Genomic DNA, 26,243 nt, shown 5'->3' with positions numbered 1-26,243 from the left:
AGTACGTCATGACCGACGACAACAAGAAACATGGACCTGACGAAGGCGCGGAAAACGGCTTTGCAGCAGAAACGTCCGCACTGGACGACGTGGCTGCCGAGGTAGATGCCCCTGCCGAGCCGGATCCGATCGACGTTCTGCGCGCGGAAAACAGCGATCTCAGGGACCGGTATCTCCGCCTCGCCGCGGAAATGGACAACCTGCGTCGCCGCACCGAGCGTGATGTGAAGGACGCCAAGTCCTATTCCGTCGCCGGTTTTGCGCGCGACATGCTGGCCGTGTCCGACAACCTGCGCCGTGCACTGGACGCCATTCCGGCCGACGCCTTGGAAAGCGGCGATGCCGGCTTGAAGGCGCTGGCGGAAGGTGTCGAGATGACCGAGCGTTCCATGCTTGCCGCCCTCGAACGTCACGGCGTGCGCAAGCTCGATCCGGTTGGCGAAAAGTTCGACCCGAACTTCCACCAGGCGATGTTTGAAGTGCCGAATCCGGAAGTCGCCAACAACACGGTCGTGCAGGTCGTGCAGGCCGGATTCGTCATCGGCGAGCGCGTGCTGCGTCCCGCCATGGTCGGCGTGTCGAAGGGCGGCCCGAAGGCTCCCGCCGGCGAGGCAAGTGCTGCACAGGCCTGATCCTCAATCGAATGAAAAAGAAAAACCGGCGGTCGCAAAACCGCCGGTTTTTTCATGCGTATTCGAAATGGTCAGGCCGCGTTCGACGCCTGCTCCTCGCTGAGGCAGGCGTAGATCGCGCTCTCGCTGTCGGAGGCGCGCAGCTTCGCGACCATCGATGGATCGCGCAGCACGCGGGCGATGCGTGACAGAGCCTTCAAATGGTCCGCACCGGCGCCTTCCGGCGCCAGAAGCAGGAAGACGAGGTCGACCGGCTGGTCGTCCAATGCCTCGAAGTCCACAGGGGTCTCCAGTCTCGCGAAGAGGCCGGTGATCTGTGAAAGCTCCTTCAGCTTGCCGTGCGGGATGGCGATGCCATTGCCCACACCGGTCGAACCGAGCCGTTCGCGCTGAAGAATGACGTCAAAAATCTCGCGTTCCGGAATTCCGGTGAGCTTCGCCGCTTTTGCCGCCAGTTCCTGAAGCATCTGCTTCTTGGAATTGGCCTTCATCGCCGGAATAATCGCACTTTGCTGCAGCAAACCTGCCAATGCCATGCTTTTGTCCTCGTGAGGCGGGTGAAGGGATTGAAGAAACGTGGTGCCGGTTTCCGGCACCACGCTCCCGTCACTCAGCCTTTGATATTGGCTGCGTCGATCCAGCCAATATTGCCGTCGTTGCGTCGGTAGACGATATTGAGCTGCTCCGACCCGGCGCTGCGGAAGAGAAGAACCGGCTCGTCCGTCATGTCGAGCGCCATGACGGCGCTTGCGACGGACATCGTCCTCAGTTTCTTCGTGCTTTCCGCAACGATGGTCGGTGCGTAGTCCTCGGGAAGTTCATCCTCTTCGTCGGGGACCGAATCCATCACCGTGTAGGCCACTTCTGCAAAGGCATCGTGACCATTGCCGTTGTGGTGTGCCTTGAGTTTGCGCTTGTACCGGCGCAGGCGTTTCTCGATCCGTTCGGAGGCCGATTGGAAGGCCACCAAGGGGTCGTTTGCTTCGCCATTTGCCTGCAAGGCCATGCCCGTATCCAGGTGGATCTTGCAGTCCGCGCTGTACCGCGATCCCGCTTTTTCCACGGTGACCTGGCTCGAATATCCTCCGTCAAAATATTTGGTTACGGCCTCTCCGACCTGGTCTTCAATGCGCTGACGGAAAGTTTCGCCGATTTCCATATGTTTACCGGATACACGCACACTCATGGAGGTTTCCTCTCGTTCGTGATTTGCGTGCAACAGTCTATTCCAACCTTCTCCACGTTCCAAGCTTTTACGCATGCGATGGAATTTCCGTCACATGCGGCAAGAAAAGCGGGGATATGTCCGGAATTCCGGCCTGCCTTCTCTTCAGAAGAGGGGCGCGCAGTAGCCCGTCCCGGTGGCGAAGTCAATTAGTGGATTCAGGCATTGTTAATGTTTGGCGGTCTGAAACGCCGGTTCTCCCGGCTTTATTTCAGGAGGCGGCTGCCTTGGCGAGCGCCCGTTTTTCCCGCCGCCGCTGTACGGAGGAGGGGATGTTCATCGCTTCGCGGTACTTCGCGACCGTCCGGCGGGCGAGGTCGACGCCGCCCTTGCGCAGGATATCCACGATATCGTCGTCCGAGAGCACGGCATCCGGCTGCTCCTGCACGATCATCGCACGGATGCGGTGGCGGACGGATTCCGCCGAATGGGAATCGCCGCCCTCCGCCGAGCCGATCGAGACCGTGAAGAAATATTTGAGCTCGAACAGGCCGCGCGGTGTCAGCATGAACTTGTTGGAGGTGACGCGGCTCACCGTCGATTCATGCATCTTGATCGCCTCGGCGACCGTCTTCAGGTTCAGCGGCCGCAGGTGGTCGACACCGTGCATCAGGAAGGCATCCTGCTGGCGCACGATCTCGGTCGCCACCTTCATGATGGTGCGGGCACGCTGGTCGAGGCTGCGCGTCAGCCAGTTGGCCGTCTGCAGGCACTCGTTGAGAAAACCCTGGTCCTCGCTGTCGCGGCGCGTGCGGCTGGAGACAGAGGCATAGTAGTCACGGTTGACAAGCACGCGCGGCAAGGTGTCGGCATTGAGTTCGATATGCCAGCTGCCATCGGGCGCGGCGCGCACGAGGATATCCGGCACCACGGCTTCCGAGGCGCTGGTCTCGTAGCGCGTGCCGGGCTTGGGGTCGAGCTTGCGGATTTCCGCCAGCATGTCGAGAAGGTCTTCCTCGTTGACGCCGCAAAGCTTCTTCAGCGTCGCGAAATCGCGCCGCGCGAGAAGCTCGAGATTGTCGATGAGGGCCGCCATGGCCGGATCGAACCGATCGCGGGCTCTCAGCTGGATCGCCAGGCATTCGCTGAGCGAACGGGCGAAGACGCCGGGCGGATCGAGTTCCTGGAGCCGGTAGAGCACGCGGTCGACCTCCGCGACGGGTTTGCCGAGGCGGAGTGCCGTCTCGGCCGTGCTGCCCTGCAGGTAGCCGGCTTCGTCGAGCTGATCGACGAGATGCTGGGCGATCAGCCGGTCGATGGGGTCGGACAGCAGAAAGGGGATCTGCTCGCCCAGAACGTCCCGCAGCGTCTTGCGGCCCGCCACGAAGTCGTCGAGGTCGTAGCCCTCGCCGTCTCCACCGCCACCGGGCATGGACTTCCACTGGTCGGCGAGTTCCGGCGCATCGGCCGTCCGCGGCCCGGCATCGTCGGGGAACATGTTGTCGAGGCCGCCGTCGAGCGTTTCGGAGGCGCTTCCTGCATTGGCGGAATCGTAGAGGTCGGGTTGGAACCCATCGTCGCCGCCAATGTTTTCGGCGTGTGCACGATCTTCGCTGGGCGTCGAATAGTCTTCGGCGGCCCGTTCGGGGTCGCGTGCCCCCTCATCGCCGGAGACGACTTCCAGCAGCGGATTCTTCTCCACTTCCTGCTCGATGAACTGGTTCAGCTCGATATGCGTCATCTGCAGCAGCTGGATAGACTGCATGAGCTGGGGGGTCATCACCAGCGATTGGCTTTGGCGCAGGAAAAGGCTGGCTGCGAGTGCCATGCGGACGCTTTACTCCCTGGAAAAGCGGCCCACGGCCATCGTGGCGGGGCGACGAAATCCAACTGGCCCAAAAATTGCCTTTTTGAGAAGTTTGGTCAAGTCGCAGCCGCGAACTTGGTGAAGATCGCGGCGATCAGGTGCGTATTTCGCCCTACAGGCTGAAATTATCGCCAAGATAGAGGCGGCGCACATCCGGATTGGCGACGATGTCGTTCGCCCGGCCATGCGTCAGCACTTCGCCGGCATGGATGATGTAGGCCCGGTCGATCAGGCCAAGCGTCTCGCGCACATTGTGGTCGGTAATGAGCACGCCGATGCCGCGCGAGGTGAGGTGGCGTACCAGCGCCTGGATGTCGGCGACCGAAATGGGGTCGACGCCGGCAAAGGGCTCGTCGAGCAGCATGAAGGTCGGGTCGGTCGCGAGCGCGCGCGCGATTTCAAGACGGCGGCGTTCACCGCCCGACAGCGCTATGGCTGGCGACTTCCGCAGATGCGAGATCGAGAATTCGGCAAGCAGGCTGTCGAGCTTGTGCTCGCGCTCCGCCTTGTCCTTGTGATGCACTTCCAGCACGGCGCGAATGTTGTCTTCGACCGTCAGGCCGCGAAAGATCGAGGCTTCCTGCGGCAGGTAGCCGACGCCGAGGCGCGCGCGCCGGTACATCGGCATGGTCGTGACGTCGTTGCCGTTGATCTCGATCGAGCCTTCGTCCACCGGCACGAGACCGGTGATCATGTAGAAACAGGTCGTCTTGCCCGCACCGTTCGGCCCGAGCAGGCCGACGGCCTCGCCGCGGCGCACGACAAGCGAGACGCCGTTGACGACACGGCGGTCGCGATAGGTCTTGGTCAGCCCGCGGGCAATGAGTGTCCCGTCGTAGCGCGAAAGATCGGCGCTGCGCTGGGGTTCCGGCGCGGCTTTCTTCGGGCGGCGCGTCAGGCGGGTGATGAGGGAGGAAGTCACGGGCAGGGCGCTATATCAGTTCGTTTGCTTGCGGGACTTGGGGTCCAGCTGGATCATCACCCGGCCGCCGCAAGCGTCGAGCTTGGCTTCGCCGGTGCTCATGGTCAACAGCAGCTGGCAGCCGACAAAAACGTTCTTGCCCTCCGACAGCACGACCTTTTCGCCTTTCAGCAGCAGCGTCTCGTTGACGAGGTTGAACGTGCCGGTATCGGCCGTCGCTTCCTGCGTGCCCGACTTCAGGTAGACTTTTTCCGAAACGTCGATCTTCTCGATATCCGCGTTACCGCTCGCCACCGAACCGCTGCCGCCGGCGGCATAATAGACGATCATCTTGCCGGCCTGGAGCGTCGTCGTGCCCTGCACGACCTTCACATTGCCACTGAATTCAGCCTTGTTTTCCTGGTCGCGGATCTCGAGCTTGTCGCTCTGGATCTGGATCGGCTGATCGTTCGACAGCTGCATGCCCTTCATGCGGCTCGACGTCTGCTGGGCGCCCGCAGGAACCGAGATGAGCGCAAGGCTTGCTGCAAGAACGGTAATGCTGGCGGCCCGGATGGGGGCGGAAAGAGTGGCGAACATGGCGCTCTTACTTTTCTCGGTTGCGGATGGCGGCGGGATCGACGTCGACGACGACCTTGCCTTCGAAGACGACGACCCTGCCTTTATCTGTCATTCGCAGCGACTGCGCAACAATGGATGCTTCGCGCGAACGGATGGAAACGGGCTCCTCCGTCGACATGTTGCCGCCGTCGATATCGAGATGGGCCGAGCGGAAGGCGGCTTCGAGGCCGGTATTGAGGTTGATGGTGAAGGGGGCGATCATGTCGAGCAGGTTCTTGCCGCGATCATAGACGCCGGTCGCGGCGATCACCTCGGCGATCGTGCTTTCGTTGACCGGTACCTTCGCCCTGATATTTTCCAGCGTGAGCACATCCGGCTGCTTGATGTCCTGCAGCGCCCGCTCCGCCTTCATGGAATAGCTGATGCCGTCTTTGTTGCGGCCGGAAATCGCCGGGTTGCGCATGACGATCTTGCCGTCTTCGATGGAGGCGCTTTCCACCTGCAGGTTATCGGGCACATAGGTGCGCACGATCGAAACGATGACGAAGATGACGCCGATGATGATGGCGATGACCGGCAGGGCGACCTTTAAGACGCGCACGCGGGAGGAATGCCGCGTCGCGAGGCGGTAAGCCTCGGCGGATACGCCTATGCCCTGTGCACCGGTCATCGGTGCTTCTGTCACGGTGTCCAGCATTTTGCCTGCTAAAATCTCGCGGTACGGCCTTCGCTGCGAAACGGCGGGCCGCCTCGGATAACGGGACCCATATGGCGATTATTCATGAACAAACAATGCCTGTCCAAGAATGTTCAGCGACGAATTGCCATTTGCGTCTGGAATGCCATATCGATAGGGCCTTCGGCAAGCCACCTCATGAGATGGGCGGCCTTTAGCATCGAGGACTGGGAATGGATCACTCCGCCATCGCCGACCGCCGGCACCTGCGCCGCAAGCTCACCTTCTGGCGGGTCGTCGCCATCCTGATCGCGCTCATCGCCGTCTTTGCCGCGGCCGCCTGGCGCTGGCCGGGCAGTGGCGCACGCGATCATATCGCGCGGGTCAGCATTTCCGGCATCATCCAGGACGATACCGAGTTGCTGGAGCGCCTCGACCGCATTGCCCGCAACGACCGGGCGAAGGCGCTCGTCGTGACGATTTCCTCGCCCGGCGGCACGACCTATGGCGGCGAGGTGATCTTCAAGGCGCTGCGCAAGGTGGCGGAAAAGAAGCCCGTCGTCTCGGATGTGCGCACGCTGGCCGCGTCCGCCGGCTACATGATCGCGACGGCCGGCGACACGATCGTCGCGGGCGAAAGCTCGATCACCGGCTCGATCGGCGTGCTCTTCCAGTACCCGCAGATGAAGGAACTGATGGACAAGATCGGGGTCTCCCTCGAGGAAATCAAATCCGCGCCGCTGAAAGCCGAGCCCTCGCCGTTCCATCCGGCAAGCGAGGAGGCGAAGTCGATGATCCGCGCCATGGTGATGGACAGCTATGACTGGTTCGTCGATCTCGTCGTCGAGCGCCGCAAACTGGCGCGCGACGAGGTTCTGCGGCTTGCCGACGGCAGCATCTTCACCGGCCGCCAGGCGCTAGCCGCCAAGCTCGTCGACCGGCTCGGCGGACCGGAGGAAATCCGCGCCTATCTCGACGAGCGCAAGGTGGCGGCCGACTTGCCGTTCATCGACTATACGGCCCCGAATCGCTCAAGCTTCTCCTTCCTGGGAAGCAATGTGGCCGATCTTGCACGCTCCATTCTCGGCCTGCCGCTCGATCTTCAACCGACGATCGAAAAACTAGCCGGCCAAAAGTTGTTTCTTGACGGTCTGGTCTCGGTTTGGCAGGTTGCTCGTGATTGAAAAACAAGAATTTTTGAGGGGGACACAGTGATCAAGTCGGAATTGGTTCAGATTGTCGCCGCGCGCAATCCCCACCTCTACCACCGCGACGTCGAGAATATCGTCAACGCGGTGCTCGACGAAATCACGGATGCGCTCGCGGGCGGAAACCGGGTCGAGCTGCGTGGCTTCGGCGCCTTCTCCGTGAAGAACCGGCCGTCTCGCTCGGGCCGCAACCCGCGCACGGGCGATGCGGTCTTCGTCGAGGAGAAGTGGGTTCCGTTCTTCAAGACCGGCAAGGAGTTGCGCGAGCGGCTCAATCCTGGTCAAGCGGACCAGGACGACTAAAACCCGGGGCGCCTGATCGGCGCCTCGCGCCAAGCAGGTGATGCCATGATCAAGAGAGTCGTCAACATCCTCGTCCTCATCCCGATCGCCATCGTGCTGATCGTGCTGTCGGTGGCGAACCGCCAGTCGGTGACGCTGGCGCTCAATCCGTTCCGGCCCGAGGACAGCATGCTCTCCGTCACCGCGCCGTTCTTCGTCTATCTGTTCCTGGCGGTGATCTTCGGCCTCGTGCTCGGCGCGCTCATCACCTGGTTTACCCAGGGCAAATACCGCAAGCGTGCCCGCATCGAGGCGCACGAGGCGGTAAAATGGCACAGCGAGGCGGAAAAGCACCGCACGCGCGCCGAGACGATCGCCTCGCAGGCGGTCATTCCGGCCTCGGCAAAATAAGCTAGGCCGCTCCGCCGTTCAGTTTCGCGCCGAGATCGGCGAAGAACTGTGCTGCAAGTTTCTTCGATGACGAATCGATCAACCGCGATCCGAGCTGGGCGAGCTTGCCGCCGATCTGCGCCTTGACGTCATAGGCGAGGATCGTGCCGTCGCCGTCTTCGGTGAGGCGCACGTCGGCGCCGCCCTTGGCAAAACCGGCAATGCCGCCCTTGCCTTCGCCGGAGATCGTGTAGCCGAGCGGCGGGTTGAGGTTGGAAAGCGTCACTTCGCCGCTGAAGGTCGCCGAGACCGGGCCGATCTTGATCTTCACGGTCGCCTCCAGCTCGGTCGGCGATTTCATGGTGAGCGCCTGACAGCCCGGAATACAGGCCTTCAGGATGTCCGGATCGTTGAGCGCCGCCCAGACGGCGTCGCGTGGGGCGGCAATGCGTTCTTCGCCGGACATGTCCATGATCGGTCCTCCCTGGAACAACGCCGATTGTCGCAATCGGAAAGCGCTTTGCCAAGAGGGGGAGGAATGGTAAGGGGACCGCTCGTTTCCCGGCGCTGCCGGCCAAGTATTCAACCGACGACGGATGATCGATCGTGAAGGACAGACACCGCCGGCCGAAGGTCGGCTCCGCCGCTCCCGTTCGGGCGCAAGCCCAAAGGACCCCGGCCGCAAAGACGCCGGCGCCCAAGAAGGAGCCGCGCCCGGCGCCCGAGCTACCCGCCCGCCCGTTGATGCGTCGCGAAGGCGAAAAGCCGGCCGAGCGCTTGCCTGTCATCCTGGAGACTGCGGGCTCCGACCAGTATCGTCTCATCGACAGTGGTGCCGGCGAAAAGCTCGAACAATACGGCCCCTACCGCATCGTGCGGCCGGAAGCACAGGCGCTCTGGCAGCGCAGCCTCGCCGACGGCATCTGGGACAAGGCAGACGCCCTCTTCACCGGCGATACGGACGAAGACGGCATGGGGCGCTGGAAGTTCCCCAAGACGATGCTCGGTGAGACCTGGCCGATGCAGCTGCTCGGCGTCGATTTCCACGGCCGCTTCACCGCCTTCCGCCATGTCGGTGTCTTCCCGGAACAGCTCGCCCACTGGAGCTGGATGAAGGAGAAGGTCGAGACGGCTGGTCGGCCGGTCAAGGTGCTGAACCTTTTCGGCTATACCGGCGTCGCCTCGCTCATCGCCGCTGCAGCGGGTGCGGAAGTCACCCATGTCGATGCCTCCCGGAAGGCGATTGGCTGGGCGCGCGAAAACCAGGCGCTCGGCCGCATGGAAAAGCTGCCGATCCGCTGGATCTGCGAAGACGCGATGAAATTCATCCAGCGCGAGGAGCGCCGGGGCAGCACATACGACATCATCCTGACGGACCCGCCGAAGTTCGGCCGCGGCCCGAACGGCGAGGTCTGGCATCTCTTCGAGCACCTGCCGCTGATGCTCGATATCTGCCGCGAAATCCTGTCACCGAAGGCCATCGGCCTCGTGCTAACGGCCTATTCGATCCGCGCGAGCTTCTATTCCATCCACGAACTGATGCGCGAAACGATGCGCGGCGCCGGCGGCACGGTGGAATCGGGCGAACTCGTCATCCGCGAGAGCGGCAAGGACGGCAAGGACACCGGCCGCGCGCTCTCCACCTCCCTTTTCAGCCGATGGATCAGCGCATGAGCCAGGAACATCACGGAACGCGCCGCGTCGGTCAGGTGAAGGAGGTGACGAGCCTCGCAAACCCGATCATCAAGGACATCAAGGCGCTTGCCAACAAGAAGGACCGCGACGAGACGAAAAGTTTCATGGCCGAAGGCCTGAAGCTTGTCATCGACGCGCTGGAACTCGGCTTCGAGATCAAGACGCTCGTCTATGCCAAGAACGTCAAGGACAAGCCGCAGGTCGTGCAGGTCGCCACCAAGACGGTGGCGCGTGGCGGTCTGGTGCTGGAAGTCAGCGAGAAGGTGCTGTCCTCGATCACCCGGCGCGACAATCCGCAGATGGTCGTCGGCATTTTCACGCAGCGCTGGACAAGCCTTCGGGATATCAAGCCGAAGACCGGCGAAACTTATATCGCCCTCGACCGCGTGCGCGACCCCGGCAATCTCGGCACGATCATCCGCACCGCGGATGCAGCGGGCGCCAGTGGCGTCATCCTCGTTGGAGAGAGCACCGATCCGTTCTCGATGGAAACCGTGCGCGCCACCATGGGCTCGGTCTTCGCCGTGCCGCTGGTGAAAACGAGCGTCGGCGACTTCCTTGGCTGGAAGAAGACGGCGAGCGTTCAGGTCGTCGCGACCCATCTGGCCGGCGCCGTCGACTACCGCACCATCGACTACAAGAAAAAACCCGTCGTGCTCTTGATGGGCAATGAGCAGTCCGGCCTGCCGGAGGAGCTCGCCCGCGAGGCGGATGCGCTTGCCCGCATCCCGCAGACGGGCCGGGCGGATTCGTTGAACCTTGCGATTGCCACCGGCATCATGCTGTTCGAGGCGCGCCGCCACCTGCTGACGCTGGACGAGCGCGCATGAACGAACGCATTCCGCTCATGTCACGGCCGGTGCCGGTCATTGTCGTCATCCTGCTGGCGCTGCTGCTCGATCAGGCGGTGAAATTCGCCGTCGAAATGTGGCTTCCCTTCCAGGAAGCGGTGCATGTCATGCCCATGCTGGCGCTCTACCGCACCTACAATTACGGCGTCGCCTTTTCCATGCTGTCGGGCATGGAGGGCTGGTTCATCGTGACGCTGCGCCTCTTCGTCGTCGGCTTCGTCGTCTGGCTCTGGCGGCAGACACCCAAGGCGCGGGGTTTTGCCCATGCCGGCTATGCCTTCATCATCGCCGGAGCCTTTGGCAATCTCATCGACCGGGCGCTGTTCGGCTACGTCATCGACTATATCCTGTTCTACACGGAGACCTGGTCCTTCGCGGTGTTCAACCTCGCCGACACGTTCATCACCATCGGCGCTGGCCTCGTCATCCTCGATGAGTTTCTGCTCTTGCGTCGTGCGAAACGTTAAATTTTTAACGACTTGCTGAAGCCGATTTGAACGGTCCGTGTGTTAAGCGGATCGTCATGAGCGAACCCGTCAAGCTACAGAATCGGCTCAAGGCCGAATTTGCCGAAGCGCCGCAGCGTTCCGCGGGCGACCGTTTTGACGCCGCACACGATATCCACGATATCGATGCGGAGGGTGCCGCGCCCCGGCCCGAGCCGGAAAGCCACGCGATGATCCGCAGCGTGATTGCCGGGGTCGGCCTGCTCTGCGGCGCGCTTGTGCTGGCAACCGGCATGGCGACCGGGTTCTATATCGCGGCGATCGGCCTCGGTCTTGCCGGTATCGCGGGTGCCGCCTTCCTTTTCTGGTCGCGCCGTCCGGTGGCCGCCGTCGAAGCGGCCCATGACCGGTCCTGGGAACGCAGCGAAACCTCCGAAATCCTCTCCGCCATCCATGACGTGCTCGGCGATATCGTCGTCATGCGCACACTCGATGGCCGCATCCTGCGCGCCAATGCCGTGCTGGGCGAGCTGACCGGCACGGCCGCTGTCGAAGGCAAGACCTGCGAGGCGCTCGGTCTTGCCTTCCGCTCGCAGGCCATGGCGCACCGCTATGATGTCGACGTGAACGGTCCGGCCGGCAAGCGCATCTATTCCTGGCATGACGTCACGGTGCGTGATCCTGCCTCGGGTGACCTCGTGGTGCATTCCATCGCCCGCGACGTGACCGAGGAGCGCCGGGCCGAAGGCGAGCGTGAGCGCGCCCGCCAGCGCGCGGAGGAGGCGAGTGCTGCCAAGTCCCGCTTGCTCGCCACCGTCAGCCACGAAATCCGCACACCGCTCTCCGGCATTCTCGGCATGTCGCACCTCATCGGCCAGACGCGGCTGACCGCCGAGCAGAAGAACTATTTAGCCGGCATCCGCCAGTCTGGCCATGCGCTCGTGCAACTCGTCGACGACTTGCTCGATTTCTCGACCATCGAGGCGGGCCGCTTCCAGCTTCGTCCATCGGAAGAGCCGGTTCGGCCGCTGCTGGAAAGCGTCGTCGAAATGCTCTCGCACCGCGCCCATGAAAAGGGCATCGAGATCGGCTCCTTCGTGGCACCCGAGGTACCGGGCCTGCTGCTTTACGATGCGCCGCGCCTGCGCCAGGTGCTCTACAACGTCGTCGGCAATGCCGTGAAATTCACCCATACGGGTGGTGTGTCGCTGGAAACCACGCTCGATCGCGGCGCCGTCGTCATCCGCGTCACGGATACCGGCCCCGGCATGAATGCCGAGGAGCAGGCGCGCATCTTCCAGGAGTTCGAGCAGACGGGAAGCGCCTCGCAAAGGAGCGGTGGCACCGGCCTTGGCCTTGCCATTTCCGCCCGTATCCTCAATGAGGCCGGTGGCGCGTTGACGCTGGAAAGCACGCCCGGCAAGGGCAGCACCTTCACCATCCGCATGCCGGCTGATCGGCGCAAGACGGCGGGGGCAGCCGGCGCGCGCAAGGGCGTGCTGAAGGGCAGCCTGGTCTTCGTGCTGGCGCCGGCCGGCCCGGCATCGAAGGCGCTGGTGCGCACCATCGATGCGCTCGGCGGTGCCTGCCATCTGGCCACGTCCATCGACGAGGCGCTTGACCTCGTCCAGGAACTGGCCGGCCGCGGAGCCGAACTGACCGACATCATCGTCGACAACCGCCTCGCCGGTGCCTTCCGTCGTGAGCTTGCCGATCTCGGCTATCTGCGCGACAGCCGCGCGCGCCGCATCTATCTCGTCAATCCGGAAGAACGCAGCGGCCGGGCGATCGGCAATGGCGAGGGTTACGATTCCTGGCTCATCCGGCCGTTGCGCGAGCGCTCGCTGGTCGAGGTCTTGCGTGGCCGCATGAAGGGCATCGAGGTGCGCGATGCGATCAACGACAACCGCCCGATCCTGACGGAATTGCCGGAGATAGCCCCGGAACCCACACCGGCCGCGACCACGGGTGCCCGCATCCTGCTTGCGGAGGATGACCCGGTGAACGCCATGCTGGTGCGTTCGGTGCTGGAGCGCGCGGGTCATATCGTGCGCCATGTGCCGGACTATCCGGCGCTCGTTTCCGCGCTTGCCGGCGCCACGGATGCCGGCCCGTTCGCCGCCGACCTTCTCGTCACCGACCTAGGTATGCCGGGCGGCGACGGCAAGGAGATGATCGCGCGCATCGTGCAGCACGACTATGGCAATGCCCGCCTGCCGGTCGTGGTGCTGACCGCCGACAGCCGGCAGGGACTGAGCGAGGAACTGCTGGCGATCGGCGCCGATGCGGTGCTCTCAAAACCGGCGGATCCCGTTCATCTGATTGCGGAAATCGCCCGTCTGACCCGGCGTGCCACGGCCTGATCTCCGGCCGAGCCAGCTTTTCGCTGGCGCGGCCAGACTTGCGTCATTGTCCTGTTGCAGAATCGTGGTTAAAACCATGAAGTTTCGTTGGACGGATACACTGCCATGACGCTCGACCTCGCCCAGACCATCGCTCCTGTGGAGATCGCCCAGAAGACGGTTGCGGTCGCGGGCCGCTCGGGAACGGCCGTGCTCGGCCGCATCGGCAATCTCGAGACGCGCATCGCCCGCTCGGTGACGGAAATCGACGCCGCCCAGGCCGTGCGCTACCGCGTCTTCGCCGAAGAAATGAACGCAAAACTCTCGCCCGACGCGGTGCGCCGCAAGCGCGACATCGACGCCTGGGATATGGTCTGCGATCACCTGCTCGTGCTCGACACCTCGATCGAGGGCGACGCCGAGGAGCAGATCGTCGGCACCTATCGCCTGCTGCGCCAGGATGTCGCTGCGGTGTCCGGTGGCTTCTATTCCCAATCCGAATTCGACGTCGATGCGCTGATCGCGCGCCATCCGGAAAAGCGCTTCATGGAGCTTGGCCGCTCCTGCGTGCTGCCGGCCTACCGCACCAAGCGCACGGTGGAACTGCTCTGGCAGGGCAACTGGGCCTATTCCCTGAAGCACGGCATCGACGTGATGTTCGGCTGCGCCTCCTTCCACGGAACGGTGCCGGAGGAGCATGCGCTGGCTCTGTCCTTCCTGCATCACAATGTGCTGGCTAAGGACGAATGGACCGTCTCGGCCCGCCCGGAGCTTTTCCGCACCATGGACCTGATGCCGTCGGAGGGCATCGACGCGCGCAAGGCGCTCTCCGCCATGCCGCCGCTGATCAAGGGCTATCTGCGTCTGGGTGCGACAGTTGGCAACGGCGCCGTCGTCGATCACGGCTTCAACACGACGGACGTGCTGATCGTGCTGCCGATCGGCAAGATTTCCGGCCGCTATCTCAACTATTACGGCGCGGACGCCGGGCGTTTCGCCAGCTAAGCAATGCCGGGAGACTGCGACGCGGTTTTCCGTTCGGAATTGCATGCCGCTACAAGCATATTCGATGAAGGTCAGCATAGTTTGATTTGCCGCCCGCCCCGATCCCGGGGCGGGCGGCTTTTTATCGTGCCGTCAGCCGGCGTTGTAGGCGGCAAGCGCCGCCATGTTGACGATATCGGCGTCCTTCGCCCCCATCGAGACGATCTGCACGGATTTGTCGAGGCCGACGAGCATCGGGCCGATGACCATCGCGCCACCGAGTTCCTGCAGCATCTTGGTTGCGATCGAGGCCGAGTGGAACGCCGGCATGACGAGGACGTTGCCGGGGCCGGAAAGGCGGCAGAACGGGTACTGCTCCATGATGCGCGGGTTGAGCGCCACATCGGCCGCCATCTCGCCGTCATATTCGAAATCGACGCGGCGACGGTCGAGGATCTTCACCGCTTCCCGCACCCGTTCCGAGCGTTCCCCGGACGGATGGCCGAAGGTCGAGTAGGCAAGCATCGCCACACGCGGGTCGTAGCCAAGGCGGCGGGCAAGGCCGGCTGCTTCTTCCGCAATGTCGGCCAGCTCTTCCGACGACGGCATGTCGTGCACGGCCGTATCGGCAACCAGGACCGTGCGACCGCGGCAAAGCGCCAGCGACGCGCCGATGACGCGGTGACCGGGCTTGGCGTCGATGCAGCGGCGCACGTCTTCCAGCGCGGTGGAATAGTTGCGGGTCAGACCCGTCACCATCGCATCCGCATCGCCGAGCGCCACCATGCAGGCCGCAAAGTGGTTGCGGTCGTTGTGGATCAGGCGCTGGGCATCGCGGTAGAGGTAACCCTTGCGCTGGATGCGAGCGTAGAGATAGTCGATATAGGCATCGTTGCGCGTCGAGATGCGGGCGTTGAGCAGCTCGATGCCGGGCCGGTCGAGATCGATGCCGGCACGATCGGCCACTTCGCGCATGCGGTCGTCGCGGCCGACGAGGATCGCGGTGCCGAGCTGCTGGTTGGCATAGGACACGGCGGCGCGCATCATCTGCTCTTCCTCGCCCTCGGCGAAGACGACCCGCTTCGGGTGACGGCGAACGCGGGCATAAATCTGCTGCAGCGTCGAGGCAATCGGGTCGCGCCGTGCCTTCAGATCGCGGGCATAGGCGTCAAGGTCCGGGATGTCCTTGCGCGCGACACCCGTCTCCATCGCCGCCTTGGCCACGGCGACCGGGATCGCCGAAATCAGCCGCGGATCGAACGGCACGGGGATGATGTATTGCGCGCCGAAACGCGGGCGCACGCCCTGGTAGGCCGCGGCGACGTCGTCCGGCACATCCTCCTTGGCGAGATTGGCGAGCGCTTCGGCTGCCGCGATCTTCATCGCGTCGTTGATGGTGTACGCGCGCACGTCGAGCGCGCCGCGGAAGATGTAGGGGAAGCCGAGCACGTTGTTGACCTGGTTCGGATAGTCCGAACGGCCGGTCGCGACGATCGCGTCGTCACGGATGCGGGCAACCTCTTCCGGTGTGATTTCCGGGTCGGGATTGGCCATGGCGAAGATGATCGGCCGCGGCGCCATGGAGCGGATCATCTCTTCCGAGAAAGCGCCCTTGGCGGAGAGGCCGAAGACAACATCCGCGCCCTCCATGGCTTCGGTGAGCGTGCGGCGGTCGGTTTTCACCGCATGGGCCGATTTCCACTGGTTCATGCCGTCTTCGCGGCCCTGGTAGATGACGCCCTTGGTGTCGCAGAGGATGACGTTTTCCGGCGCAAAGCCCATCGATTTGATGAGCTCGATGCAGGCGATGGCGGCTGCACCTGCACCATTGCAGACGAGCTTGGTCGTCTTGAAGTCGCGGCCGGTCAGCGCCAGGGCGTTGATCAGGCCGGCGGCGGCGATGATCGCGGTGCCGTGCTGGTCGTCGTGGAAGACAGGGATGTCCATCAGTTCGCGCAGGCGCTGCTCGATGATGAAACAGTCGGGTGCCTTGATGTCCTCGAGATTGATGCCGCCGAAGGACGGACCGAGATAGCGCACGCAGTTGATGAACTCGTCGACATTTTCGGTGTCGACCTCGAGGTCGATCGAATCGACGTCGGCGAAGCGCTTGAAGAGGACCGACTTACCTTCCATCACGGGCTTGGAAGCGAGTGCGCCGAGATTGCCGAGGCCGAGGATGGCGGTGCCGTTCGAGATGACGGCGACCATGTTGCCGCGCGTCGTGTAGTCATAGGCAGTCGAGGGGTCTTCGGCGATGGCCTTCACCGGCACGGCGACGCCCGGCGAATAGGCAAGCGACAAGTCGCGCTGCGTCGCCATCGGCTTGGTCGGCGTGATTTCCAGCTTGCCGGGACGGCCGGACGAGTGGAAATCCAGCGCTTCCTTGTCCGTGACGGTTGCCCTTTGGCGATCGGTTTTGTCGGTACCCGGCATGTTCCCCCCTTACACTCCTGTGGGCGATAGACCCATAGCTACTCACAGCTGTTGTTTTCTATATCGCTGCATGGCTAGGGTGACACCTCTTTTTTGGGAAGAACAGTCAGTCCGTGAACGATCAGATCGCCCGCCAGAACGATATCCTGTCGACAGCCGAGCTTGCCAGCGACGAAAGCCGCGCATCGGCGACGCCGATGATGGAACAATATATCGAGATCAAGGCGAACAATCCCGACAGCGTGCTGTTCTACCGGATGGGCGATTTCTACGAGCTGTTCTTCCAGGACGCCGTGGAGACGTCGCGTGCGCTCGGCATCACCTTGACGAAGCGCGGCCAGCATATGGGTCTCGATATCCCGATGTGCGGCGTGCCCGTCCATGCGGCCGACGACTATCTGCAAAGGCTGATCGCGCTCGGCTTCCGCGTCGCCGTCTGCGAGCAGGTCGAGGATCCGGCGGAGGCGAAGAAACGCGGTTCGAAATCCGTGGTGCGCCGCGACGTTGTGCGCCTGGTGACGCCCGGCACGCTGACGGAAGAAAAGCTGCTCTCGCCGTCCGACGCCAATTACCTGATGGCCGTCGTTCGCATCCGCGGCGGCGGCGAGCCGGCGATGGCGCTTGCCTGGATCGACATCTCGACCGGCATTTTCCGCCTGTCGGAAACCGCGCAGGGCCAGTTGCTCGCCGATATCCTGCGCATCGACCCGCGCGAACTGATCGTGCCGGACACGCTGTTCCATGACCCGGAATTCCGCCCGGTGCTGGATGTCGTCGGTCGTGTGGCGGTGCCGCAGCCGGCGGTGCTGTTCGACAGCGCGACGGCGGAAGGCCGCATCGCGCGCTATTTCGGCGTTTCCACGCTGGACGGTTTCGGCACGTTCTCACGCGCCGAGCTGGCGGCGGCGTCCGCTGCCGTCGCCTATGTGGAAAAGACGCAGATCGCCGAGCGCCCGCCGCTTGGCCGGCCCGAGCGTGAAAGCTCGGCCTCCACGCTGTTCATCGATCCCGCCACGCGCGCCAATCTCGAACTGGTGCGCACGCTCTCCGGCGAGCGCAGCGGCACGCTTTTGAAAGCCATAGACCGCACCGTGACGAGCGGCGGTGCGCGGCTTCTGGCCGAGCGCTTGATGTCGCCGCTCACCGATCCGGACGCGATCAATGCGCGCCTCGATTCGATTTCGGCTCTCGCCGACCGTGCTTCCTTCTGCGAGGACTTGCGACGGGCTCTGAAGCGGCTTCCGGACATGCCGCGCGCCCTTTCCCGCATCGCGCTCGGCCGCGGCGGCCCGCGGGATATCGGCGCGATCTTTCAGGGCCTTTCCACCTCTGCGGAAATCGCGCAGCTGATGGCCGTAGAAGATCTTGATGGCGAGCTTTCCGCCGCCCGCAAGGCCGTTGCCGCGCTGCCGATCGACCTTTCGCATCGGCTCGCGTTCATGCTCGCCGACGAACTGCCGCTTCTCAAGCGCGACGGCGGTTTCATCCGCGAAGGCGCGGATGGCGAACTCGACGAGATGCGGGCGCTGCGCGACCAGTCGCGCCGGGTCATCGCCGGCCTCCAGCTGCAATATGCCGAGGAGACGGGCGTCAAGTCGCTGAAGATCAAACACAACAATGTGCTCGGCTATTTCATCGAGGTTTCCGCCGGCAACGCTTCGGCACTGACCGATGGTGACGAGGCGAAGGCGCGCTTCATCCACCGCCAGACCATGGCTGGCGCCATGCGGTTCACGACGACCGTGCTCTCCGAACTGGAAACGAAGATCGCCAACGCTGCCGACCGGGCGCTCGCCATCGAATTGAAAGCCTTCGACGGCCTTGTCGAAGCGGTCGTGGCCGAAGCCGAGCCCATCAAGGCGGCGGCCCGCGCACTTGCTGTCATCGATGTGTCCGTCGGGCTTGCGGCACTGGCCGAGGAGCAGGCCTATTGCCGGCCGATCGTCGATCATTCCACCATGTTCGCCATCGTCGGCGGACGGCATCCCGTCGTCGAACAGGCATTGCGCCGCCAGCAGGGTGCCGCTTTCGTCGCGAATTCCTGCGACCTCTCGCCTGCGGACGGCAAGGGGCACGGCGCGATCTGGTTGCTCACCGGTCCGAACATGGGGGGTAAGTCGACCTTCCTGCGCCAGAACGCCCTTATTGCCATCCTTGCCCAGATGGGGTCTTACGTCCCGGCCGAAAGCGCCCATATCGGCATCGTCGACCGGCTGTTTTCGCGCGTTGGCGCCTCGGACGATCTGGCCCGTGGTCGCTCGACCTTCATGGTCGAGATGGTCGAGACGGCGGCGATCCTCAACCAGGCGACCGACCGTTCGCTCGTCATCCTCGACGAAATCGGCCGCGGCACCGCAACTTTCGACGGCCTGTCCATCGCCTGGGCCGCTGTCGAGCACCTGCACGAGGCCAATCGCTGCCGCGGGCTTTTCGCCACGCATTTCCACGAGTTGACGGTGCTGTCCGAAAAACTCGCGCGCCTTTCCAACGCCACAATGCGCGTCAAGGAGTGGGACGGCGACGTGATCTTCCTGCACGAGGTCGGGCCGGGTGCCGCGGACCGGTCCTACGGCATCCAGGTCGCGCGGCTTGCGGGTCTGCCGGCCTCCGTGGTGGCGCGTGCAAAAGACGTGCTGGCCAAGCTGGAGGATGCGGACCGCAAGAATCCGGCAAGCCAGCTCATCGATGATCTGCCGCTGTTCCAGGTTGCGGTGCGTCGCGAGGAGGCCAGACGGGATTCTGCACCCTCCAAGGTCGAGGCACTGGTCAAGGATATCAACCCGGACGACATGACGCCGCGCGAGGCGCTTGATGCGCTTTACGCGCTGAAGAAAGAACTTGGCAATCGCTAGCGCCTAGGATGGCTGTTTTCCGGCGCTGAAAGGGTCTATAGCGCATGCGAACCGAACGGGCGGTGGAAGACAAGCGGGACGCAGGCCGGCATCCGATGGAACATAAGCTTTTGGCACCGGCCGATTCCGGCCTTCTCGACGTGCCGGCGTTGCGCGCCAGATGTGAATTCATCGCCAGCACAAATGCCGATTACCGCGACCGCATGCGCAGCGCACTTCTGGCCGAATTCAAGAAGGTCAATGCGGCCGGGCGCGAACGGGCGCGCGAACTGCTCTTTGCCGATGGCAGCGGCCTGCAATGCGCCGCCCGCATTTCCTGGCTGCAGGACCAGTTGATCGCCGTCCTGCACGATTTTGCCTTGAACCATGTCTTTAGCGCCGGCCAGGCCTCGCCTGCCAGCCGCATCACCGTCACGGCAGTCGGTGGCTATGGCCGCGGCACGCTGGCGCCGGGCTCGGATATCGATCTGCTGTTCCTGTTGCCGGCAAAACCCGCCGCCTGGAGCGAACCGGCCATCGAGTTCATGCTCTATATCCTGTGGGATCTCGGCTTCAAGGTCGGCCACGCTACGCGCAATCTGGAAGAGTGCATCCAGCTCTCCAAGGGCGACATGACGATCCGCACTGCGATCCTCGAAGCCCGCTATATCTGCGGTTCGGTGGCGCTGTTCGAGGAACTGGCCGTTCGCTTCGACCGCGAGATCGTGCGCAATACCGGCCCGGAATTCATCGCGGCGAAACTCGCAGAGCGCGACGAGCGCCACCGCAAGGCCGGCGACACGCGTTATCTCGTCGAGCCGAACGTCAAGGAAGGCAAGGGCGGGCTTCGCGATCTGCACACGCTGTTCTGGATCGCCAAGTACTTCTATCACATCCGCGATCCGGCCGAGCTGGTGAAGCTCGGCGTGCTGTCGCGGCAGGAATACAAGCTCTTCCAGAAGGCGGACGATTTTCTCTGGGCGGTGCGCTGCCACATGCATTTCCTGACGGGCAAGGCAGAGGAGCGGCTGTCCTTCGACATCCAGCGCGAGATCGCCGAATGCCTTGGCTACCAGCCGCATCCGGGTCTCTCCGCCGTCGAACGCTTCATGAAGCACTATTTCCTCGTTGCGAAGGACATCGGCGACCTGACGCGCATCTTCTGCGCCACGCTGGAGGACCAGCAGGCGAAGGAAGCTCCCGGCATTTCGGCCGCCATCAGCCGCTTTACCCGCCGCACGCGGAAAATCGCCGGTACGCTGGATTTCCTCGAAGACCGCGGCCGCATCACGATTGCCGATCCTGACGTCTTCAAGCGCGATCCGGTCAATCTCATCCGGCTGTTCCATATCGCCGACATCAACGGGCTGGAGTTCCATCCCGATGCGCTGAAACAGGTGACGCGTTCGCTGAAACTCATCAACGGGGGACTGCGCGAAAACGAGGAGGCAAACCGCCTCTTCCTGTCGATCCTGACCTCGCCGCGCGACCCGGCGCTCATTCTGCGTCGCATGAACGAGGCCGGCGTGCTCGGCAAGTTCATCCCGGAATTCGGCAAGATCGTCGCGATGATGCAGTTCAACATGTATCACCACTATACGGTCGACGAGCATCTGATCCGTGCCGTTGGCGTGTTGGCGAACATCGACCAGGGCCGCGAGAAGGAAGCGCATCCGCTGAGCTATCAGGTGATGCCTGGCATCGAGGACCGCATATCGCTTTATGTCGCGGTCCTGTTGCACGACATCGCCAAGGGCCGGCCGGAGGACCATTCCGAGGCGGGCGCCAAGGTCGCGCGCAAACTCTGCCCACGCTTCGGCCTTTCGCCGAAGCAGACGGAGCTGGTCGTCTGGCTGATCGAGGAACACCTCACCATGTCGATGGTCGCCCAGACGCGTGACCTCAACGACCGCAAGACCATCGTCGACTTCGCCGAAAAGGTGCAGTCGATGGAGCGGTTGAAGATGCTCCTGGTGCTGACGGTCTGCGATATCCGCGCGGTCGGCCCCGGCGTGTGGAACGGCTGGAAGGGCCAGCTGCTGCGCACGCTCTACTACGAAACCGAGCTGCTGATTTCCGGTGGTTTTTCCGAACTGTCACGCAAGGAGCGTGCCCAGGCGGCGCGCGAAGTCCTGTCCAATGCGCTTCCGGCCGACTGGAGCCAGAAGGACCGCAAGGCCTGCACCAAGCTGCACTACGATCCCTACCTGCTGACGGTGTCGCTGGAGGATCAGGTGCGCCATGCCGCGTTCATCCGCGAGGCGGACAAGGCCGGCAAGCCGCTCGCCACCATGGTGCGCACGCATTCCTTCCACGCCATCACCGAAATCACGGTGCTGTCGCCCGACCATCCGCGTCTCTTGACGGTAATTGCCGGAGCCTGTGCGGCAGCGGGCGCCAACATCGTCGACGCGCAGATCTTCACGACTTCCGACGGGCGGGCGCTCGACACGATCCTGGTCAACCGCGAGTTCCCCAACGATGCCGACGAGACGCGTCGCGCCGCCACGATCGGCCGGATGATCGAGGACGTGCTGTCCGGCCGCAAGCGCCTGCCGGAGGTGATTGCGACCCGCACAAGGAGCCGCAAGCGCAACCGCACCTTCACCGTGCCGCCGGCCGTTACCATCTCGAATACCTTGTCGAACAAGTTCACGGTCATCGAGATCGAATGCCTCGACCGGCCCGGCCTGCTGTCCGAGGTGACGGCCGTGCTGTCGGATCTGTCGCTCGATATTGCCTCGGCGCATATCACCACCTTCGGCGAAAAGGTCATCGATACGTTCTACGTCACCGATCTCGTCGGCCAGAAGGTCACCAATGACAACAGGCACACCAACATCATCGCCCGGTTGAAGGCCGTGATGGCGGACGAGGCGGATGAAGTGCGCGACCGCATGCCGCCGGGCATGATCGCGCCGGCCGCCCCTGCGCCGAGAAGGGTCAAGGCACAACAATGAGTCTGGTCAAGAAATTCGCGACCGTCGGCGGCGCGACGCTCGGCAGCCGCGTGCTCGGTTTTGCGCGCGAAACGCTGATGGCGGCGGCACTCGGCACCGGGCCGATGGCCGACGCTTTCTACGCGGCGTTCCGTTTCCCCAACCTCTTCCGCCGCCTGTTTGCCGAGGGCGCCTTTAACGCCGCCTTCGTACCGCTTTTCGCCAAGGAGATCGAGGCCGGCGGCATCGATGGCGCCAAGCGTTTCTCCGAAGAGGTTTTCGGCGTCCTCTTCAGCGTGCTTCTGTTGCTGACCATCGCGATGGAGCTATTGATGCCGCTCCTTGTGGCCTGGGTCATCGCGCCGGGCTTCGTGGGCGACGCGGAAAAGTTCGACGTAACGGTCAAGCTCGCCGTCGTCATGTTCCCCTACCTGATGTGCATGTCGCTGACGGCGATGCTGTCGGGCATGCTGAACTCGCTGCACCACTATTTTGCGGCTGCGATTGCGCCTGTCTTCCTGAATGTCGTGCTGATCGCAGCACTCGGTTATGGGCTCTGGCAGGGCGCCTCGCCGCTTGAGACAGCGTGGTATCTTTCCTGGGGCGTGCTCGTTGCCGGCCTGTTGCAGATGGCGGTGCTCTATGCCGGCGTGCGCCATGCAGGCATGAAGATCGGCTTTCGACGCCCGCGCATCACGCCGAACGTCAAGCGCCTGCTGTGGCTGGCTTTTCCTGCAGCCGTCACCGGCGGGATCACCCAGATCAACCAGATCATCGGCCAGATGATTGCCTCCACCAAGGACGGCGCGATCTCCGTGCTGCAATATGCCGACCGCGTCTACCAGTTGCCGCTCGGCGTCGTTGGCATCGCCGTCGGGGTCGTGCTGCTGCCGGAGCTGGCGCGGGCGCTGAAGGGCGGGCAGGAGCGGGAAGCCGGCAACCTGCAGAACCGCTCGCTGGAATTCGTGCTCTTCCTGACTTTGCCGGCCGCCGGCGCGCTGTGGGTGATTTCCGACGAGATCGTGCGCGTGCTCTACGAGCGCGGTGCCTTCAGTCCGGAAACCACCTCGATCGTGGCGGGCACGCTCGCCATCTACGGTCTTGGCCTGCCGGGCTTCGTGATGATCAAGGCACTGAACCCCGGTTTCTTCGCCCGCGAGGACACCAAGACGCCGATGCGCATCACGCTCATGTCTGTCGTCATCAACTGTGTGCTCGCGGTGTCGCTCTTCCCGTTGTTCTACGAGCGCGGCATTGCCACGGCGGAAGCCGTGTCCGGTTGGCTGACGGCAATCCTGCTTTTCGTAACCCTGGTGCGCCGTGGCCATTGGCCACTGGAGAAGGCGCTGCTCTGGCGTGTCGCACGGCTGCTGATCGCGACTGTTGTCATGGCCGTGGCGCTCGACTATGCCTCCGACTATCTCGCCGATCGACTTGCGCCTGCATCGCCGCTCTACGAGCAGCTTCTGGCGCTCGGCCTGCTCATCGGCCTTGCCATGGTCGTCTATTTCTCCGTCGCTTTTCTCATCGGCGGCGCAAACCTTGGCATGATCCGCCGCAACATCAAGCGCAAGCCGAAGCCTGCGGCTGCACCCACGGACGAGCCGTCGGAATAAGCTCTCAGCGCGCGGCAAGCGCCGTGCGCCGTCCAAGCCGGGCGAGCCCACCGCAATGGTGCCAGCGCCGTTTCGGCCCGACATCGACATGGACGATGCCGTTGCAATAGGTGCCGATGCCGCCGATCGACGGCGCGGACCGTGCGGCGGCAATGATCCGCTTCACGGAAATGCCCGGCACCCGGATATCGGCGGCAAGGCATTTTCGGTGCAACGATCCGCGCCGGCCACCCGAACGGTGGCCGGATGTGACAAGCGGGCGGCGCCCGACCTGGCGCGCAATGTGGGAGAGGATGACGCGCAGTTTGCCCGGAAAACATCGGTGCCGCACGCGCGTCGTCTGGACGGTGTAGACTTTCGCGACGCCGTCTTTTTCGCTTTTGGCGACATGTTTGTGATTGCCGCCAGCCGTGGCTTCGGCCGCGAAAATCGATGTCAGTGCGATCACACAGGCAAGCAGGGTCGAGCAATTGTTGCGCATGGCACACTCCGGTTTGCGACACCGCGTCGAAACGCGGCCGATCAAAATCCGACTGCCCCTTTCCCCGCCGGGAACAGAGGCCCTGAAAGTGTCATTTATGAGGAGATGCTGATGAGAGGCCGGTTGAGGCCCCGGCGCGCAGACCCTGCCGCGCTGGCCCTCTTGATCGACATCCCTGTGCCGTGCATAAGCGCCCACATATTTTTTCGTGCAGTTCCGGACGGAAAACCGCCCTGGAATGGCTTCATCAACAGGATCAGGCCCTCCACCCGCCTGAAGGATAACCGTCATGAGCGCATTCAAGCCTCTCGTCTTCTCCGGCGTCCAACCGACCGGCAACCTCCATCTCGGCAACTATCTGGGTGCGATCCGCAAGTTCGTCGCCCTTCAGGCCGATAACGACTGCATCTACTGCGTCGTCGACCTGCATGCGCTGACCGCGCAGCTGGTGCACGAGGACATGCGGGGCCAGATCCGCTCGATTGCGGCGGCGTTCATCGCATCGGGCATCGACCCGACGAAACACATCGTTTTCAACCAGTCCGCCGTGCCGCAGCATGCCGAGCTTGCCTGGATCTTCAACTGCGTGGCGCGCATCGGCTGGATGGAGCGCATGACCCAGTTCAAGGACAAGACCGGCGGCAAGAATGCCGAGCAGGTCTCGCTCGGCCTGCTCGCCTATCCGAGCCTGATGGCGGCCGACATCCTTGTCTACCGCGCCACCCATGTGCCGGTCGGCGACGACCAGAAGCAGCACCTCGAGCTGACCCGCGACATCGCCCAGAAATTCAACATCGACTTCGGCAGCCACATCCGCAACGCCGGTACCGGCGTTGATATCGTTGTCGGCGAGGAGCCGGTGCACGCCTATTTCCCGATGGTGGAACCGCTGATCGGTGGCCCGGCGCCGCGTGTCATGTCGCTGCGCGACGGCACGAAGAAGATGTCGAAATCGGATGCGTCCGATCTTTCGCGCATCAACCTCACCGACGATGCCGACACGATCTCCAAGAAGATCCGCAAGGCGAAGACCGATCCGGACGCGTTGCCGAGTGAGGTCGACGGCCTGAAGGGCCGCCCCGAGGCGGATAACCTCGTCGGCATCTACGCGGCACTCTCCGACAAGAGCAAGGCCGAGATTCTGTCCCAGTTCGGCGGTCAGCAGTTCTCCGCCTTCAAGCCGGCGCTGGTCGACCTTGCCGTCACCGTGCTGTCGCCGATCACCGACGAGATGCGTCGCCTGATGGACGACACGACCCACATCGACGCGATCCTGCGGGATGGCGGCGAAAGAGCGCGGGCGCGGGCCGAAAAAACCATGAAGGAAGTTCGCGACATCGTCGGTTTTGTGCAGTAAGGTCGCCGCGAAACGTCCTTGAGAGAAGGGGGCCGTATGGTTTCTCGACGACTTTCCCGCCTTGAAGGCCACCGCCGGAAATTTCTGGCGGTCATCGACGACACGCCGGAATGCCAGCGCGCCGTCCACTATGCGGGAAGCCGGGCGAAGAATTCCAATGGCGGCGTCGTGCTGCTCTATGTGATCGCCAACGCCGATTTCCAGCAATGGCTGGGCGTCGAGGAGATCATGCGGGCGGAAGCGCGCGAAGAGGCGGAAGCCGTGCTCGCCAAGGCGGCGCAGGCGCTGCGCGAAGCGGTCGGCATCGAGGCGGAAATGGTCATCCGCGAAGGTGTCGCGAGCGAAGCCATCAACGGGCTGATCGAGGAGGACCGCGATATCGCGATCCTCGTTCTGGCGGCCGGGTCCGCCAAGGAAGGGCCGGGGCCGCTGGTCTCGTCGCTCGCAAGCCGCGCGCAGGCCTTCCCGATCCCGGTCACCGTCATTCCCGACCAGCTCAGCGACGAGGAGTTGGACGCGCTGAGCTAAAGCAATTCCAGCAAACGTGCGCAGCAGTTTTGCG

General features: G+C 63.5%; 23 protein-coding genes. 14 read left to right on the top strand and 9 right to left on the bottom strand.

What is annotated here, in order from left to right:
* Positions 1-8: 8 nt before the first annotated feature.
* On the top strand, positions 9-632 hold the full coding sequence (gene grpE, locus BSY16_RS13925; RefSeq protein ID WP_069060210.1) for a nucleotide exchange factor GrpE: 624 nt from the start codon (positions 9-11) through the stop codon (positions 630-632).
* A gap of 71 nt (positions 633-703) precedes the next feature.
* On the opposite strand, the gene ptsN is transcribed toward grpE, so the two are convergent.
* From ptsN to lptC, 6 genes are all read right to left on the bottom strand, one after another.
* Entirely contained in the window at positions 704-1,168 is a 465-nt protein-coding gene (gene ptsN / locus BSY16_RS13920) for a PTS IIA-like nitrogen regulatory protein PtsN (RefSeq protein ID WP_069060209.1), read from the bottom strand.
* A gap of 74 nt (positions 1,169-1,242) precedes the next feature.
* Complete coding sequence (gene hpf / locus BSY16_RS13915) at positions 1,243-1,818, bottom strand: ribosome hibernation-promoting factor, HPF/YfiA family (protein ID WP_069060208.1); 576 nt, start codon at positions 1,816-1,818, stop codon at positions 1,243-1,245.
* Positions 1,819-2,068: 250 nt separating this feature from the next.
* A complete protein-coding gene (gene rpoN, locus BSY16_RS13910; protein WP_069060207.1) occupies positions 2,069-3,625 on the bottom strand; it encodes an RNA polymerase factor sigma-54 in 1,557 nt (518 codons plus the stop codon).
* A gap of 151 nt (positions 3,626-3,776) precedes the next feature.
* Complete coding sequence (lptB, locus tag BSY16_RS13905; RefSeq protein WP_493102934.1) at positions 3,777-4,571, bottom strand: LPS export ABC transporter ATP-binding protein; 795 nt, start codon at positions 4,569-4,571, stop codon at positions 3,777-3,779.
* Positions 4,572-4,601: 30 nt separating this feature from the next.
* Positions 4,602-5,165, bottom strand: coding sequence for an LptA/OstA family protein (locus tag BSY16_RS13900; RefSeq protein WP_069060206.1), 564 nt, complete (start codon positions 5,163-5,165; stop codon positions 4,602-4,604).
* Positions 5,166-5,172: 7 nt separating this feature from the next.
* Positions 5,173-5,844, bottom strand: coding sequence for an LPS export ABC transporter periplasmic protein LptC (gene lptC, locus BSY16_RS13895; RefSeq protein WP_069060205.1), 672 nt, complete (start codon positions 5,842-5,844; stop codon positions 5,173-5,175).
* A 212-nt stretch (positions 5,845-6,056) separates the two neighbouring features.
* On the opposite strand from lptC, the gene sppA reads away from it, so the two are divergent.
* Genes sppA through BSY16_RS13880 form a run of 3 tightly spaced genes read left to right on the top strand, consistent with a single transcriptional unit; the run spans position 6,057 to position 7,724 of the window.
* Complete coding sequence (sppA, locus tag BSY16_RS13890) at positions 6,057-7,007, top strand: signal peptide peptidase SppA (RefSeq protein WP_069060204.1); 951 nt, start codon at positions 6,057-6,059, stop codon at positions 7,005-7,007.
* A gap of 9 nt (positions 7,008-7,016) precedes the next feature.
* Entirely contained in the window at positions 7,017-7,334 is a 318-nt protein-coding gene (locus tag BSY16_RS13885) for an integration host factor subunit beta (RefSeq protein ID WP_160858077.1), read from the top strand.
* Between the two features lie 45 nt (positions 7,335-7,379).
* Complete coding sequence (locus tag BSY16_RS13880; RefSeq protein ID WP_069060203.1) at positions 7,380-7,724, top strand: LapA family protein; 345 nt, start codon at positions 7,380-7,382, stop codon at positions 7,722-7,724.
* Between the two features lies 1 nt (position 7,725).
* Here the strand turns inward: BSY16_RS13880 and BSY16_RS13875 are convergent, their stop codons facing one another.
* Entirely contained in the window at positions 7,726-8,175 is a 450-nt protein-coding gene (locus BSY16_RS13875) for an SRPBCC family protein (protein ID WP_069060202.1), read from the bottom strand.
* 134 nt (positions 8,176-8,309) lie between these two features.
* On the opposite strand from BSY16_RS13875, the gene BSY16_RS13870 reads away from it, so the two are divergent.
* The 5 genes from BSY16_RS13870 (at position 8,310) to olsB (ending at position 14,042) form a co-directional block, all read left to right on the top strand.
* Positions 8,310-9,377 carry a class I SAM-dependent methyltransferase gene (locus BSY16_RS13870; protein WP_150129964.1) on the top strand — a complete coding sequence of 356 codons (1,068 nt, stop codon included), beginning with the start codon at positions 8,310-8,312 and terminating at the stop codon, positions 9,375-9,377.
* Positions 9,374-10,228, top strand: coding sequence for a TrmH family RNA methyltransferase (locus tag BSY16_RS13865; RefSeq protein ID WP_069060200.1), 855 nt, complete (start codon positions 9,374-9,376; stop codon positions 10,226-10,228). Before BSY16_RS13870 ends, BSY16_RS13865 begins: the two co-directional genes overlap by 4 nt.
* A complete protein-coding gene (lspA, locus tag BSY16_RS13860; protein ID WP_069060199.1) occupies positions 10,225-10,716 on the top strand; it encodes a signal peptidase II in 492 nt (163 codons plus the stop codon). The genes BSY16_RS13865 and lspA overlap by 4 nt, the downstream gene beginning before the upstream one ends.
* A gap of 56 nt (positions 10,717-10,772) precedes the next feature.
* Positions 10,773-13,058 (top strand): hybrid sensor histidine kinase/response regulator, encoded by a 2,286-nt coding sequence (locus tag BSY16_RS13855; protein WP_069060198.1) that lies wholly within the window; start codon positions 10,773-10,775, stop codon positions 13,056-13,058.
* A gap of 105 nt (positions 13,059-13,163) precedes the next feature.
* Complete coding sequence (gene olsB, locus BSY16_RS13850; protein ID WP_069060197.1) at positions 13,164-14,042, top strand: l-ornithine N(alpha)-acyltransferase; 879 nt, start codon at positions 13,164-13,166, stop codon at positions 14,040-14,042.
* Between the two features lie 132 nt (positions 14,043-14,174).
* Here the strand turns inward: olsB and BSY16_RS13845 are convergent, their stop codons facing one another.
* Positions 14,175-16,457, bottom strand: a complete 2,283-nt coding sequence (locus BSY16_RS13845) for an NADP-dependent malic enzyme (RefSeq protein WP_069060196.1) — start codon at positions 16,455-16,457, stop codon at positions 14,175-14,177.
* 113 nt (positions 16,458-16,570) lie between these two features.
* On the opposite strand from BSY16_RS13845, the gene mutS reads away from it, so the two are divergent.
* The 3 genes from mutS to murJ all read left to right on the top strand — a co-directional run bounded on the left by mutS (position 16,571) and on the right by murJ (position 23,843).
* Positions 16,571-19,309 (top strand): DNA mismatch repair protein MutS, encoded by a 2,739-nt coding sequence (mutS, locus tag BSY16_RS13840; protein WP_069060195.1) that lies wholly within the window; start codon positions 16,571-16,573, stop codon positions 19,307-19,309.
* Between the two features lie 95 nt (positions 19,310-19,404).
* The gene (locus tag BSY16_RS13835) at positions 19,405-22,248 is read left to right on the top strand and encodes a [protein-PII] uridylyltransferase (protein ID WP_286157225.1); all 2,844 of its coding nucleotides are present in this window, start codon (positions 19,405-19,407) and stop codon (positions 22,246-22,248) included.
* Positions 22,245-23,843, top strand: a complete 1,599-nt coding sequence (gene murJ / locus BSY16_RS13830) for a murein biosynthesis integral membrane protein MurJ (RefSeq protein WP_069060193.1) — start codon at positions 22,245-22,247, stop codon at positions 23,841-23,843. The genes BSY16_RS13835 and murJ overlap by 4 nt, the downstream gene beginning before the upstream one ends.
* Positions 23,844-23,847: 4 nt before the next feature.
* Here murJ and BSY16_RS13825 read toward each other — a convergent pair whose 3' ends face one another.
* A complete protein-coding gene (locus tag BSY16_RS13825) occupies positions 23,848-24,324 on the bottom strand; it encodes a YcbK family protein (RefSeq protein WP_069060192.1) in 477 nt (158 codons plus the stop codon).
* Positions 24,325-24,613: 289 nt separating this feature from the next.
* Here BSY16_RS13825 and trpS point away from each other — a divergent pair, with 289 nt between their 5' ends.
* Together trpS and BSY16_RS13815 are read left to right on the top strand one after the other, a co-directional pair.
* Complete coding sequence (trpS, locus tag BSY16_RS13820) at positions 24,614-25,681, top strand: tryptophan--tRNA ligase (protein ID WP_069060191.1); 1,068 nt, start codon at positions 24,614-24,616, stop codon at positions 25,679-25,681.
* Positions 25,682-25,717: 36 nt separating this feature from the next.
* Complete coding sequence (locus tag BSY16_RS13815; RefSeq protein WP_069060190.1) at positions 25,718-26,209, top strand: universal stress protein; 492 nt, start codon at positions 25,718-25,720, stop codon at positions 26,207-26,209.
* The last annotated feature ends 34 nt before the right edge of the window (positions 26,210-26,243 follow it).

This window comes from Sinorhizobium sp. RAC02 (genome assembly GCF_001713395.1).
Classification (GTDB): domain Bacteria; phylum Pseudomonadota; class Alphaproteobacteria; order Rhizobiales; family Rhizobiaceae; genus Shinella.
Note: the sequence above shows the minus strand (reverse complement) of the source record. Positions and strands in the feature narration are given on the sequence as shown.

Excerpts from the sequence above, each read along its gene's own strand:
- grpE (WP_069060210.1), top strand. The coding sequence starts at position 9 with ATGACCGACGACAACAAGAAACATGGACCTGACGAAGGCGCGGAAAAC.
- ptsN (WP_069060209.1), bottom strand. The coding sequence starts at position 1,168 with ATGGCATTGGCAGGTTTGCTGCAGCAAAGTGCGATTATTCCGGCGATG.
- hpf (WP_069060208.1), bottom strand. The coding sequence starts at position 1,818 with ATGAGTGTGCGTGTATCCGGTAAACATATGGAAATCGGCGAAACTTTC.
- rpoN (WP_069060207.1), bottom strand. The coding sequence starts at position 3,625 with ATGGCACTCGCAGCCAGCCTTTTCCTGCGCCAAAGCCAATCGCTGGTG.
- BSY16_RS13900 (WP_069060206.1), bottom strand. The coding sequence starts at position 5,165 with ATGTTCGCCACTCTTTCCGCCCCCATCCGGGCCGCCAGCATTACCGTT.
- lptC (WP_069060205.1), bottom strand. The coding sequence starts at position 5,844 with ATGCTGGACACCGTGACAGAAGCACCGATGACCGGTGCACAGGGCATA.
- sppA (WP_069060204.1), top strand. The coding sequence starts at position 6,057 with ATGGATCACTCCGCCATCGCCGACCGCCGGCACCTGCGCCGCAAGCTC.
- BSY16_RS13880 (WP_069060203.1), top strand. The coding sequence starts at position 7,380 with ATGATCAAGAGAGTCGTCAACATCCTCGTCCTCATCCCGATCGCCATC.
- BSY16_RS13875 (WP_069060202.1), bottom strand. The coding sequence starts at position 8,175 with ATGGACATGTCCGGCGAAGAACGCATTGCCGCCCCACGCGACGCCGTC.
- BSY16_RS13865 (WP_069060200.1), top strand. The coding sequence starts at position 9,374 with ATGAGCCAGGAACATCACGGAACGCGCCGCGTCGGTCAGGTGAAGGAG.
- lspA (WP_069060199.1), top strand. The coding sequence starts at position 10,225 with ATGAACGAACGCATTCCGCTCATGTCACGGCCGGTGCCGGTCATTGTC.
- BSY16_RS13855 (WP_069060198.1), top strand. The coding sequence starts at position 10,773 with ATGAGCGAACCCGTCAAGCTACAGAATCGGCTCAAGGCCGAATTTGCC.
- olsB (WP_069060197.1), top strand. The coding sequence starts at position 13,164 with ATGACGCTCGACCTCGCCCAGACCATCGCTCCTGTGGAGATCGCCCAG.
- BSY16_RS13845 (WP_069060196.1), bottom strand. The coding sequence starts at position 16,457 with ATGCCGGGTACCGACAAAACCGATCGCCAAAGGGCAACCGTCACGGAC.
- BSY16_RS13835 (WP_286157225.1), top strand. The coding sequence starts at position 19,405 with ATGGAACATAAGCTTTTGGCACCGGCCGATTCCGGCCTTCTCGACGTG.
- murJ (WP_069060193.1), top strand. The coding sequence starts at position 22,245 with ATGAGTCTGGTCAAGAAATTCGCGACCGTCGGCGGCGCGACGCTCGGC.
- BSY16_RS13825 (WP_069060192.1), bottom strand. The coding sequence starts at position 24,324 with ATGCGCAACAATTGCTCGACCCTGCTTGCCTGTGTGATCGCACTGACA.
- trpS (WP_069060191.1), top strand. The coding sequence starts at position 24,614 with ATGAGCGCATTCAAGCCTCTCGTCTTCTCCGGCGTCCAACCGACCGGC.
- BSY16_RS13815 (WP_069060190.1), top strand. The coding sequence starts at position 25,718 with ATGGTTTCTCGACGACTTTCCCGCCTTGAAGGCCACCGCCGGAAATTT.